The sequence below is a fragment of the Nitrosococcus oceani ATCC 19707 genome, assembly GCF_000012805.1.
Classification (GTDB): Bacteria; Pseudomonadota; Gammaproteobacteria; order Nitrosococcales; family Nitrosococcaceae; genus Nitrosococcus; species Nitrosococcus oceani.
This window is the reverse complement of the sequence record NC_007484.1, coordinates 1666718-1679352: the sequence shown is the minus strand read 5'-3', so window position 1 is coordinate 1679352 and position 12635 is coordinate 1666718. Positions and strand designations below refer to the sequence as shown.

The following is a 12635-nucleotide window of genomic DNA, read 5'->3' as shown; positions in this document are numbered from 1 at the left end:
CCTATGGCCTGATCCTAAAATGCCGCCAAGCAACGATAGCGGCTGCCACGTTAAGCAGTACCGTCGCGCTCGCGGTAGCCACCGCCGCGCCAACCGCTCCCTGCCACGGCACCAATACCAGCAGGGCTATCAGGGATACCACGCCGGCAAGCATAGTCACGCGTAAATTGCTCATTTCATGTCGGGCCATGGTAAGAGCAAGACCCACCGGCCCTGTCGCCAAATTCACGAACTGCGCCGTAGCGAGAATCTGCAATAACAGCGCGGCGTCTTGGTATCCCGGACCGAACAAACTCAAGATCTGCTCTGGGTACAGGAGCGCAGCGAGATAAAGAGGCAAGCCAAGCACCGTAGCCCCCCCTGCCCCCAGGAGCAGAAGGCGCCGGAAGTGGTGATGGTCACCCCTATGATACAACTCGGCGAGCATTGGACCCACCACAAGGTTGACGACGCGGAGCACCAAGCTCGCCAGCAAGGCGGTGCGGGCCGCCGCCGCATAGGGGCCAGCGACATCCAGCCCTGCGATAAAACCCAGCACCACCACATCCCAACGGTTGATACCCAAATTAGCTAATGCGGCTAAGCCCATTGGCAGGGAGACACGCAGCCACTGGCGCATCGCCCAGCGTGGCTGCACCGTGCTCAGAAAGCCGAGCGCTTTGCGTAGCTGCAACAGCCCGACTAGTTCCAATGCAACCAGTATCCCCGCGAAGGTTGCTAGGATAAGACCGGTATCTTCCAGGCCCAGGGCTAACACAACGAGCAGGGTCAGCAAAGGCAAGAAAACCTGCCTGGGAAGAATGGCCGCAACCGTGCGATGCAAACCGCGCATGGTGCTCTCCCGCCAAACGTCGATAGTCAAAGGCAACAATAGCAAAGACGTCCAGAGCAGTCCGCTTCGATGAGCCGGCGCCAGCCAGGCAATTGCAAGCAGAACTAATGCAATCGCTACCCCTGCAAGGCAAACCAATGCGAAACTGCCCTTGACTGCACCAAGCAGCAAAGCATCCCGCCCTTGCGCTCGATAGGCAGCCACTAAGCGCATCATGCTGGAGGAAAAACCCAGCGCCGCCGCCAGGGCGAGCACGCTGGCCAGCGATTGCGCATAGGCAAACAGGCCATAGCCCTCAATCGGCAGTACTCGCGCCAGCACCACGTTCAAGGCATAGTTCAGTGCTAACCCAGCAGGGAGTACTCCCCCTGCCGCAAGCAATGCAGGTAATAGGCGATGCCGTAGTGTTACGGCGCGAGCAACAACCTCAACCATGTGTGGCTTTAACCATCAATACCCAATTGCACGGCACAAATGGCGCCCGCCCAACTGGTATAGCGCACATATATTTCAAGGGCCTAGGCTGACTCATCTGGAATGCAAAATAGGCGAAAGTATTGCCGCTCCGCGGAAAGCCTTCGAGCACCAGATCAGTATTCGGTGCCACTACCGTGGCGCCATCAGCATCTGTACGCTTGCGCCTGGCCAGCGGTAAATATAAAGCTGGCGTAAGTGAGATGGCACAACGCAATTCATAGCGCAGCCGGCGGTATTGAGCATGGTAATTCATAGCCCCAAAAGTGCAGAATCCAGCATTTAGTTCTAAATTTTAATTTGACACGGACACCGACATTACATCGACGGCGCCGACAAAACGAATATGACTCCAACGTTGGAATCGAAATCGTGACGATAATTTATTTCCTTCAATTTTCAGCTCCTGCCACTGCCCAGGAGTTAACGGGGGACCCGGAAGGTAAGGCCAAAAGCGCGCATTTTCTGAAGTAGGCGTGCGGAACAACACCGGATTCCCTTTCTCCTTCAAGCGTACTTTCTTCGGCGGGGCTAATTCAATAACAACCCACGGAGTGCGGCGCTTTGGATCATCCACCTCGGCAATCAGTAACACGCGCGCGCCGGGCTCCCGAAGCCGGATTTTTAAGTTCACAGTGGCGGGCATGTGGAGGGAACGGACCGGATTCAGCAACAAATCATGTTCTCCTTCCAGTGTCTTCTTAACCTTGGATAGCCGTACATAGGGGACCCTCTCCCCATCCTGGATTAGCTGGGCACCTTGCCAGTGACTTAATGGCGAGTCAGCAGACTGCACATCAATCACATGGCTTGCGGATTTTCGATTCAAACGTTGCTTGAATAAGAGTTGGCCTTCCCCTGGACTTAAATTAATCGCTCTCTGAACCCGCTTGCCCTCAGGGGTGTAAAAAGAAGCATCTAGAGTCAATGTTCCCCCTTCACCGTCATCGGGGGCAACCACTACCATGCCCTTTTCAAACTTGCGAATATATAAACCCTTTTTAAGCTGGTACGCTCCTTCCGGCTCGCCAAGGTCCAGCCGCCAATCCGCGTAAACGTCTAGGCCGCCTGATCGGCCTGCATGAGCTGGAACCTGAAAGCTCGCATGGTATTTAAACAGGGTATTTTTTTGTTTAGCGAGAAGAAAAGCGCAGTAGAGGTAGCGCTGCCAGAGGTAATCTTCCTGGTAATTCGTGTAGGTCCACGGACCCCGGCCAAAGACGAAGAGTTGCTTTTCTGCTTTTAAATGCTGCATTACTTCAAGGTAAGGTAAAATATCTTGACTGAAGGAGTGCGCTTTCTCCCGTGGGTTCATGCCAAAGTACTCCACGATTGCGGCATCCGCATGCTTCAGTAATTCAATTTGATCATCGATCATTCCCTCGCCAAAATTCCACAAGCCATTATAAAGTAGCGGGCGTTCCCCCAATGCTGTGTCAAGACTGGCAAAAAGCGTATCCATTCCCTGGGCGTATTGCTCGCAGAACTCCGGGTGCGCGGCACACCGCTCAGCAAGCGGCTTTGGCCGGAAACGCGGGGTACGAACTGCCAGGTCTACGGCTATGCCATCCACGCCACTCTGCTCCAGAGCCTTAACAATGGCCTCCACGGTGCGCCTCCGGTAATCAGGATTCATGACATCCCCAAAGGAAGGCATGGGAGTACCCTTAAGAGAGGTCATTTGGAGGGTGGATTCCTGGGCTAGCCATCTCATGATTTCTTTACCGCTGCGATTACCCTTCGCTAGATAACGGCTATTCCAGGTATACAGGAGGACAGGCAGCGATGATTCAGCTTGGCGCAGACGATTGACTAGCACCGGCAAATCGTAGTGATCGATGGGGCCTTGCAAGGACGCGCGCAATACGACAACAGCCGCCTCCTTGGCTAAAAGCTTTGCAACTTGTTCGTCAAGCTGCTGATTAGCCCGAGGCTCAAACCAGAACGGCGTATTGCCTGGAGCCTGGGCTAGCTGTCCACGTTCCGCGCAGGCGCTTAGAAATACTAACGCGCCTATCAATACCAAGGCTGTAACCAGATTTAAACTACCTAGGGAGGGTACCCGCATGGTAGCTACCCAATTATACCTAGCGCGACATTCCTCACGAAGCAGGTTGAAACTAGGGTTCCGGGTAGCCATCTAAAAAGGCTGCTTTTTTTTCAAAAAAATCATCCACGTCGGGGCCAAAATCTCCGGCATGAAGCGAAATATTATGAGCATTAACGCCCACATCAGGCGCGAGTTTCCAAAGTATGCGGGCTCCGCAAACTGACCATAATGACAGTGCTCGTAGTCATCAAGAGGGAAATAACGTTTGAGCGCGCGTTGGGTATTCATCCGGTAGACCGTGGGAAAGACATCAATTTCCTGGCGATGGGGCTGCAAGCGGCGTAAAAAAGCCACATGCCAACGGTTGGGTACTAAGTTGGCTCCCAAACCAATATACCCCCATCGGTTGGGGGTACGGGCGCAGATCCACCCGCCCGGTTTAAGCACCCGGTCGAATTCCGCTGCCACCGATGCTGGATCGCTGAGGTGCTCAAAGGTATGATCGCTCACAATCAAGTCAAAGGAGTGATCATTAAACGGTAATGGAGCGCCCATTGCTATCACATGCCCTTCATCGATAGCAGGGTTTTCTTTTATCGCTTCATCCACATCAGCGCCTATTACTTTGCGACATTTCCCCTTCAGGGTGCGCAGTTCCCTGCGGTAGGGCACGGGATCATCCACAGGACCTTGGCCACGGCCCGCCCCAAAATCAAGCACGGTCATATCGGGGCGCAGTAAAGCATTTATCCGCGTGTAGAATGCTATGGTGCCATCCACCCGGCTGAAACCGCCAGCACCAACCTCTGGAAAAAATCTTTCATGTATGTTCATTCAGTGAAATTTTCTACATCTGATTACCGGCTACATGCCGCAACTGCACCAACTCACTTGCTTTCTCCTTAGGCCGCTTCCAGAGCGAGGTACAAGGAATCTTGCTCTGGTCGCACCGGTGAGCATATTTTCGGGCAATATCCGTCACCTCCTCCATGAGCCCTTCGTTCAGCGTGATCGGGTCCAGACCCAATGCGAGAAAGCGGTCGTTTTTGACATGCAAGTCGTTTTCGTCCGCTTCGTTACGGGGGTTGGACAGATAGTCAATCTTGACGCCGGTACGCTCGGAGAGCATCTGGGCCAGATCACGCACACGATGGGTCTCGGTCATCTGATTAAATATCTGCACCCGGTCACCCGGAGCGGGGGGATTTTCCAAGGCGATCTGAATGCACTGCACGGTATCCTGAATATGGATAAAGGCGCGGGTCTGGCCGCCCGTTCCATGCACCGTAAGAGGGTAACCAATAGACGCCTGCATTAAAAAACGATTCAGAACAGTGCCATAATCGCCGTCATAATCGAAACGGTTGATCAGGCGCTCATCCAGCCTGGTTTCCTGGGTTTGCGTGCCCCAGACGATGCCCTGGTGGAGATCGGTGATACGGACCTTGTCGTTCTTGTTATAGAAGAAGAACAGAAGCTGGTCCTGGGTTTTGGTCATATGATAGATGCTGCCAGGATTGGCCGGGTAAAGAATTTCGTTGTCCAGCAGCTTGCCTTCGTCGGTTTCCACTTTCACCTGGAGGTAACCTTCCGGGATTTTCATGCCGGCCGTGCCATAACCATAGACGCCCATGGTGCCCAAGTGGGCAATGTGGATGTCCTGCCCACTTTCAACCACGGCGGCAAGCACGTTGTTGGTGGCATTGAGGTTGTTGCTGACGGTGTAGCGTTTGTGATGGCTGCTCTTCATCGAGTAGGGCGCCGCTCGCTGCTCGGCAAAATGCACAATGGCGTGGGGTTGCCATTCCCTGAGCAGATCCAGCAGGCGCTGATAGTTCACGGCCACGTCAAAGTTGTGGAAGGCGATGGTCTTACCGGAAATTTCTTTCCAAGCACGCAACCGTTCGCCCAGGGGCCGGATCGGCGTCAAGGATTCGCACTCAAGCTCAACATCGATACACCGGCGCGACAAGTTGTCCACGATGGCAACCTCATGACCAAGCGCGGAAAGATGCAGGCTAGTGGGCCAACCGCAAAAGCCGTCCCCCCCAAGAATGAGAATTTTCATGGATTATTTTCCCCTAAGCAAAAAGTTTTAAGTTTTAAAGGCAGGTTTTTTTAATAAAAAAAATGCATTAGGTGACGATGTATTTCTTTGAATGAAATTATTGCAGCTTATCCTCTCAGTACGCCCCCTTCCCCTGCAAAACCGCCGTGGCTGTCCGGGCAAGAATCCAAAAGTCGAGCCAAACGGACCAGTTGCGGGCGTAGTAGACGTCCATATCCACCCGCTCGCCGAAGGTGCGCTCGTTGCGGCCGCTGACTTGCCACAGGCCCGTGATACCGGGTCTCACCTTCAAGATGAGATTCGATTTTTCTCCCATGTCTGGCCGCTCGCGCTCCAAATAGGCGCGCGGGCCAACAAGGCTCATATCGCCCTTCAATACATTCCAAAGCTGAGGGAGTTCATCGAGGCTCCAGGCGCGGAGCAGGCGTCCCACTGGCGTTACGCGGGGGTCGCTGGTGAGCTTGTGATACTGCTCGTATTCTTTCCGCTTTTCCGGATCACGCTGTAATAATTCCCGCAACAGCGCTTCACCATCACCGCGCATGGAACGAAATTTGAGTGCCACGAAGCGGTGGCCATCACGGCCCATGCGCTCCGAGCGGTAGAACACCGGTCCCCTGGAATCTAGCTTGATGGCAAGAGCGATCAACCCAAGGAGCGGCAGGATGAACAGCCCACCCACCAGGGCGAGAACCAAGTCCAAGGTCCGTTTGACCAGCATGGGGATTGGCAGCAGGAGCTGTTCGCGCAGCTCCAGGCCCAGAATTCCGCCCAGGTCACGGGAGGTAACCCACAGGGAGGAAAAGCCGAATAGGTCGGGAATTAATAGCGTGCGCCGGAACGGCCAGCCGTGCTGTCCCAGTAATTCTACAAGCCGGGCGCGTGACACACCGGGCATGGCCACAGCCGCGTAGCTGAGGCGTAGACGTCGGGCAAGCTTCGGCGCCAAGGCGCAGGCACCGACGACCGGAACCCCATGCAGCTCACGCTTCTGTTTCACCGGATCGTCGTCGAGCAGAGCTATGGGTTTCAATCCCAGTTGAGGGTTCTCCTGGAGCGTGCGGACCAGGTGCGCGCAGGTATATCCCGCCCCTAGAATCAACACCCCTCTACCCCACCAGGGACGGCTGACATAAAGGGCACGTATCGCCGCCCGGGCCAGCGGCACCGCGACCAGCGCCAAGCCCCAGGCCAGAAAAAATACCCCCCGGGAGTACCGCATACCGGTTTGGGTCAGCAGTGCGAAGACAGCCAGCGTCAGAAACACCGCGCTGGTTGCATAGGTGAGCCGCCGCAGTTCTTCTGGCGGGGGAAACATTGTGCCGGAATAGAGCTTGGCGCCAGCATAGAAGATCGAAAATAGCAGCAGAAGCGGCGACAATTCCCAATAAGTGGAGAAATTCAAACCAGACCCGAAGCTGTAGCGCAGGGCCACGGCGGCCGCAAAGGCCACCCCCACGGCGCCTACGTCCACAGCTAGCAGTACGGCGCCCGTTAGATAGGGCCGTGTCTTGTTTTCGCATGAAAGTACCTCATATACCGCTGGAGTAAAGTTGCCATTTTTTGGCCTTTCTCCTTCTGGTTCTATTATTCTTTCTTTTAATACTAACGGTACTAAGCGCATCGGCATTGTCCTTCCAGATCTGTTAGAAAGGATATTTTCTTAATCTCTCATCCGTTTCTTTTATATCCATAAACCCCCTCACCCTTACCCTCTCCCCCTGCAAGGGGGAGAGGGATATTAGATTTCTCTCTCGCGCTTACCCCCTGCAAGAGGGAGAGGGGCATTAGATTTCTCTCTCGCGCTTACCCCCTGCAAGGGGAGAGGGGACACTGTGGTCTACGTTAGGGTTTTTCTTGAAAGACCTCATCCAAAGTCGCTGCCTCCAACACCCGCTCGGCCCATTCTTCCAGGGCAGCGGTATCCGCTGCTTGGAGACGAGCTTCCACCCACTCGGGCAAAGACCCAAAACGGCGAGCAAGCAGTCGGCGCAAAACTTGGGTTTCGCCTTGCTGAATGCCTTCTTTAATACCCTCTTGAATACCTTCTTGCTTCCACTGCTGGGTCCATTCCACCACGCGTTCGGCTAACATGCTGTTCATCTCCTCTAAGCTGGCAACGGAAGGAATTTCCACACCGGGCAGACGGGCCGGTAGTAACACCCGCTTCAGCCAGAGCGTAAAATCACGCTCTAAACTCTAAGCGGTGAGGAACGCATCATGGGTACACATCCTTCACGTTTACTTGAGTTTCAGCCAGTCGTCACGATTTATGTTTGCTTGCCTAAGAATTCTTCTTAGTAAACCTGCACTAATCTTTATGTGGGTTCGGTATGGTCAGCCTCAGCTCACCCTTGATCATGTATAAGTGCTTGCCGCCGGTATAAAGCCCTTGAAATCCTAGAATCTTCAGTCGCTTTATAAGCTCCTTAGAAGAAACCGGAGTTAGCCGGGGCATTATGCCATGACATCCTCGCCTTCCTTGATTTCATAGTCGCCTAATTTTGGGACCGGTAACCCCCTCCTAATACTTAATAAGAGCCACCCCTCAATGGCATCTTTAAGATTACGTCGGCATTCCTCTAATGTTTTTCCAGTTGCCCAAATCCCTCGAAGTTCCTTTATTTCTCCATAGTAAGGTTCATCGTCTTCAATCATTTCATAGTGGGCTCTATTAAGAGCTTCCTCTTGGAGTTTGCGGCTAAGTCTCGTTCGCTTGTTCCAGACAAGCTCACTCGCCTTGCTGCAATTCGCGTTTCCATGGAGTCCTTTAGCAGCCATAAGCCGCCGCCGGTTGGTATACTCCTCCACGCGCATGACTTCCCGGCCTCCCGCCGGTAGCTAAAATTAAAATATTTCTGGCCGCGTTGATGTCGCGGTCATGGGCTGTTTGGCAGTCCGGGCAGGTCCACTCGCGGACCTTGAGCGGCATGGCTTTTTGCACTGCGCCACACACCGAGCACGTTTTACTGGTGGGCGCCCAGCGGTCTACTTGCCTAAACTCGCGGCCATACCACTTAGCCTTGTATTCCATTTGCCGCTTGAGTTCATGCATCCCCACATCGCCCAACGCCTTGGATAGCCGTCTATTGGCCATCATGCCCCTGACGTTGAGCGTTTCCATGGCAATGAACCCCGCCTGGCGAATCAGCGCCGTGGTGAGCTTGTGCAGCCAATCCTGGCGGGTATTGCTCACCCTGGCATGAGCTTTAGCAACCCGTATCCGCTGACGATGCCAACGAACACTGCTCTTACGCTTGCGGGATAGCCTGCGCTGGGTTTTTCTGAGTTGCCGGGTATGCGTGCGTAGGTGCCGAGGATTACCGGACTTCCAGCCCTCGGAGGTCACCACCACATCGCACACCCCTAAATCAACACCGATACCGTTTGGCTTTCGCGGTAGGGGTTGGAGGGTTTCCTCGCACATGAACGAAACACAATAACGGCCGACGCAATCCTGGGTGACCGTCACCATCTTGGGGATGCCCTGGGGCTTGCGGGACCACTTGAGCTTGAGTGCCCCGAGTTTGGGCAATTTAAGAAACTCGCCCGCTCGATACATGCCTGCTACCTGACGTTGATCGAGTTGATAGCGGATGCTTTGGGTATGCGTTCTTTTTTTGAAACGGGGATACTTCGCTCGCCCCGCAAAAAAATGCCTGAAGGCCGTGTCCTGGTCCCTGAGCTTTTGGATCAGGCAGGTGGCGCTGGCCTCCTTGAGCCAAGCGTACGGGCCTAACCCTTTGAGGAACGTGAGCTGGCGGCTAAAATCAACGCCAGTCACGCGCTTGTCATGTACCCTATATTGACGGCCCCGCCAGGTCAGACAGGTGTTCCATACCCACCGGGCATGGCCGAATTCCATAGCCAGTTGCTGGCGCTGGACACTCGTGGGGTAGAAGCGGAATGTATAGGACCGCTGAACAGTGGTAGAATCGTGCTCGGTCATGGCCTCAATGCTTTTCTCATTGGGTCGGTGGCAAGTGGCTAGGTAGTGCTTCCAACACTGTCTAGCCGCGCCCTTAATGATACCGCGAATTTTGCCCGCCGCAAACGTCACTTTACCTTGCCCTCGCGCTCGCAGCAAAGTTTCACTTCGCACGCTCGCTGGGGGGTCGTCATACATCCCTGTATTCCTTCAATGTATTCGATTAACATCGATATCCCTCAATGGAAATTTTAAGATTTTAAGGGTTAAATTTAGATTTAAAACTTTCCGGGGATTGAAACAAGGAAGAGATTTTCTTTCTCTTCACAGGCTCGCCAGGCGTGCCGCACCGACCCCCATTATTCTCTTTCCCAGGGATAAGAGGAGAACCTCGTTTACCTCCCCAAGGGAATAAAACGTAAAGTTGCGTTCGACAACATATTTTTTAGCTCGAACCAAATTTTGTTTAACCCCCTCACCCTCACCCTCTCCCCCTGCAAGGGGGAGAGGGACATTAGATTCTTCTCCCTCGCCTTTTCCCACCCTGCAAGGGGAAAGGGACTAGATTTTTCTCCCTCGCCTTCCCCCGCAAGAGGGAGAGGGGCATTAGATTTCTCTCTCGTTCTCTCTCACCCGGTAAGGGGAGAGGGGACACCGCGGTCTGCGTTTAGGGTTTTTCTTGAAAGACCCCATCCAAAGTCGCTGCCTCCAACACCCGCTCGGCCCATTCTTCCAGGGCAGCGGTATCCGCTGCTTGGAGACGAGCTTCCACCCACTCGGGCAAAGGACCAAAACGGCGAGCAAGCAGTCGGCGCAAAACTTGGGTTTCGCCTTGCTGAATACCTTCTTGAATACCCTGCTGAATGCCCTCTTGAATACCCTGCTGAATGCCCTCTTGAATACCCTGCTGAATACCCTCTTGAATACCCTGCTGAATACCCTCTTGAATACCTTCTTGCTTCCACTGCTGGGTCCATTCCACCACGCGTTCGGCTAACATGCTGTTCATCTCCTCTAAGCTGGCAACGGAAGGAATTTCCACACCGGGCAGACGGGCCGGTAATAACACCCGCTTCAGCCAGAGCGTAAAATCACGCTCCAGCCCCTTCTGCGCCGGGCTTTGTAACCATTGTAGCAAGTTCCGCAAAACCTGTAAGAGCTCCTCCGGGGTCCGGCTGTTCTCTAAGCGAAATAAACTCGCAACCAGGTTTTTCAATGGCGCGAGCGCTTCGTCCTGGTAATCGCCTTCGTCGACTAAAAGATAGCGTAGACTAGGACGGTAACGTTCCAACCCGCCCTCTAACGGCGTTATCAGGTCACCGACCTCCGTCGCCGCCCTCCAGCGCGGGCCACCGTTGTAAAGTACCAATGGAAAGACCGGCGGCAATTTCTGATTGGGCGCGATATACCGAGCTTTAATCAGGTCCTGATAGAGTAAACCCACATAGGCCAGCACTCTTACCGCCATATAGGGGTCTACCGTGGATTGGAACTCCAGCAACAGGTAGATATACATCCAACCCTCCTGATGGCGGAGGCGCCAGATAATATCGTCTTCCCGCTCCCTTAAATCATCCGTCACGTAGCTGCCGCTGACTTTCTCCAGGGTAGAAAAATCCAGCTGCTGAACCCAGGGTTCCCGCACAAAACCTTGCAGCAGATCTCTTACCATCTCGGGGTGGGAAAACAGCCTTTTATAGGAAGCATCATGGGCGGCCATTTAAACTTAAAACTCATCCAGCAAAAGGATTGACCTGATTTTCCGGTGGTATTTCCCGCAGCTTCAAGGGCATGGCCTCTGCCACTGACAATATTGTTTCTTTTTGCCGCCTGCGCTCCCGCGCTTTTGGCGGATGAAAAAAGATTCCCAGGAGAAAAGCAAAAAAAATAGCGTTGGCGGGAATATGGAGATTAAAGTCCACCAGGGTATGGAGCAGCAGCAGGAGCAGCCCTATCCCCGCTCCTATCTGAATAAAAGAGAAGCTGGAATCATGGTTACCACGCCAGACTTTGAACCACTGCCAAAAGTAGAGCAAAAGGCCGGCGATAATAAGGACGGCAACCGGTAACCCGCCTACCAGGAGCCACTCCAGATAATCATTGTGCGCCCGGTGAACGAATCCACCCACGAAATCCGCCGGCTGAAAACGTTGGAAGACTGCCGCGAAACTTCCACTGCCGCTTCCAACAGGAAAAAACTCGCCAATGGCGCCCAGTGTCCCGGAAAAAATCCCCCAACGCCCCTCTTGCATGGGCTCATCCAAGGCCGCGAAACGATTGAAGACCGGGGCAAGCCCAATTTCTATCGCTAGTATCGACCCCGCGAAGACGAGCACCCCCACTGTACCGTAGGTTTTTCGATTGCCAATTTTTCCCGCAAAGGCCAGAAAACTTAGAAAGAGTCCCACCATGGCCAACAGAATACCCGCCCGGGAACGGGTAAATATGATACCCAGCAAAATCACCAGGGCTATGGCGGCATACAGCATGGAACGATTGCCCCGCCGGTTGCCCCAGGCTAGCAGGCGCTGGCGCCATCCCCCCCGCTGATAGGCAAGTTGGGATGATTGCCCCACCGTCGCCATAAGGAGCGCCAGGGCAAGGGGCAAGGCCATTTCCAGCAGGCCCGCCAGGTGATTGCGGCTGACATACGTGCCTACCGCGCTGTCTCTATAATGTTGATTGCCTAAACGAAAGATGCTTTCTGGACCCGCGCCGTATTGAATTAACCCCAGCACGGCCTGGAACGTAGCCATGGCTAAAAATAAATAGATCAGCCTCTGTAGCTGCTGAGAAGACAAACTCCGGACGGCCAGAAAAACCGCCACCGGAGGAAGCAAGGCTAGCCAGGCGGCCTCTCCGTAGGAGGGAATGAGGGCCAGGGGACGCCAGTGCCCGGAAAAAAATTGCTCCCCCAGGGCATGGCGAAGCCCGTCGGCGTAAAAGGCCCGCCCGGGGAGAAACTCGGCCCAGAATTGTGGGGGCAAAGGGATGAGCTGGAGTAAGGGGATAAGCAAAATCCCCCCCACCATGACGGTCTCGGCAACGCTGATGGACCGCTGTTTTTTCCACTGAATCCAAAATAGAGCGAGCAGCACCAAGGCCGCCAACTCCAGGATCATCAGGGGTAGTGGCCTGTTCCCGGCCCGAAACAAAGGGGCAAACAGGAGCACGATAGCCAGCACGATCCAAAGGGTGCGTTTTTCTTCTAAACCACGGGAAGAAAGCTTAGGACTCATGGCTCATATTTTATGAATGGGGAAAAAATTTTATTTCTTCCTTT

10 protein-coding genes are annotated in these 12635 nt (G+C 54.1%); all 10 read right to left on the bottom strand.

Translation table 11 applies throughout. The annotated features are described in order from the left end of the window. Position 1 precedes the first annotated feature (1 nt). The 10 genes from NOC_RS08160 to NOC_RS08100 all read right to left on the bottom strand — a co-directional run bounded on the left by NOC_RS08160 (position 2) and on the right by NOC_RS08100 (position 12591). Positions 2-1267: an oligosaccharide flippase family protein gene (locus NOC_RS08160; RefSeq protein ID WP_002811059.1), complete on the bottom strand. Its 1266-nt coding sequence runs from the start codon at positions 1265-1267 to the stop codon at positions 2-4. Positions 1268-1601: 334 nt separating this feature from the next. Then, positions 1602-3374, bottom strand: a complete 1773-nt coding sequence (locus tag NOC_RS08150) for a putative glycoside hydrolase (protein ID WP_002810711.1) — start codon at positions 3372-3374, stop codon at positions 1602-1604. A 72-nt stretch (positions 3375-3446) separates the two neighbouring features. After that, a complete protein-coding gene (locus NOC_RS08145; protein WP_002811302.1) occupies positions 3447-4190 on the bottom strand; it encodes a class I SAM-dependent methyltransferase in 744 nt (247 codons plus the stop codon). Between the two features lie 13 nt (positions 4191-4203). After that, complete coding sequence (locus tag NOC_RS08140; protein ID WP_002811084.1) at positions 4204-5424, bottom strand: NAD-dependent epimerase/dehydratase family protein; 1221 nt, start codon at positions 5422-5424, stop codon at positions 4204-4206. A gap of 115 nt (positions 5425-5539) precedes the next feature. Further along, complete coding sequence (locus NOC_RS08135; RefSeq protein ID WP_011330678.1) at positions 5540-7048, bottom strand: sugar transferase; 1509 nt, start codon at positions 7046-7048, stop codon at positions 5540-5542. A gap of 221 nt (positions 7049-7269) precedes the next feature. Next, positions 7270-7587 carry a DUF4351 domain-containing protein gene (locus NOC_RS08130; RefSeq protein WP_002809100.1) on the bottom strand — a complete coding sequence of 106 codons (318 nt, stop codon included), beginning with the start codon at positions 7585-7587 and terminating at the stop codon, positions 7270-7272. A 294-nt stretch (positions 7588-7881) separates the two neighbouring features. Beyond that, entirely contained in the window at positions 7882-8205 is a 324-nt protein-coding gene (locus NOC_RS17905; protein WP_011330677.1) for a type II toxin-antitoxin system HicB family antitoxin, read from the bottom strand. Further along, entirely contained in the window at positions 8195-9373 is a 1179-nt protein-coding gene (locus NOC_RS08115) for an RNA-guided endonuclease InsQ/TnpB family protein (protein ID WP_011330676.1), read from the bottom strand. Before NOC_RS08115 ends, NOC_RS17905 begins: the two co-directional genes overlap by 11 nt. A gap of 646 nt (positions 9374-10019) precedes the next feature. Continuing rightward, positions 10020-11072 (bottom strand): Rpn family recombination-promoting nuclease/putative transposase, encoded by a 1053-nt coding sequence (locus NOC_RS08105; RefSeq protein WP_002811642.1) that lies wholly within the window; start codon positions 11070-11072, stop codon positions 10020-10022. A 13-nt stretch (positions 11073-11085) separates the two neighbouring features. Continuing rightward, positions 11086-12591, bottom strand: coding sequence for an O-antigen ligase family protein (locus tag NOC_RS08100; RefSeq protein ID WP_002808642.1), 1506 nt, complete (start codon positions 12589-12591; stop codon positions 11086-11088). Positions 12592-12635: the final 44 nt, after the last annotated feature.

Bases quoted from the DNA above. Each gene is read 5' to 3' on its own strand.
- NOC_RS08140 (WP_002811084.1), bottom strand. From the start codon at position 5,424: ATGAAAATTCTCATTCTTGGGGGGGACGGCTTTTGCGGTTGGCCCACT.
- NOC_RS17905 (WP_011330677.1), bottom strand. From the start codon at position 8,205: ATGGCTGCTAAAGGACTCCATGGAAACGCGAATTGCAGCAAGGCGAGT.
- NOC_RS08115 (WP_011330676.1), bottom strand. From the start codon at position 9,373: ATGACCGAGCACGATTCTACCACTGTTCAGCGGTCCTATACATTCCGC.
- NOC_RS08145 (WP_002811302.1), bottom strand. From the start codon at position 4,190: ATGAACATACATGAAAGATTTTTTCCAGAGGTTGGTGCTGGCGGTTTC.
- NOC_RS08160 (WP_002811059.1), bottom strand. From the start codon at position 1,267: ATGGTTGAGGTTGTTGCTCGCGCCGTAACACTACGGCATCGCCTATTA.
- NOC_RS08100 (WP_002808642.1), bottom strand. From the start codon at position 12,591: ATGAGTCCTAAGCTTTCTTCCCGTGGTTTAGAAGAAAAACGCACCCTT.
- NOC_RS08135 (WP_011330678.1), bottom strand. From the start codon at position 7,048: ATGCGCTTAGTACCGTTAGTATTAAAAGAAAGAATAATAGAACCAGAA.
- NOC_RS08105 (WP_002811642.1), bottom strand. From the start codon at position 11,072: ATGGCCGCCCATGATGCTTCCTATAAAAGGCTGTTTTCCCACCCCGAG.
- NOC_RS08150 (WP_002810711.1), bottom strand. From the start codon at position 3,374: ATGCGGGTACCCTCCCTAGGTAGTTTAAATCTGGTTACAGCCTTGGTA.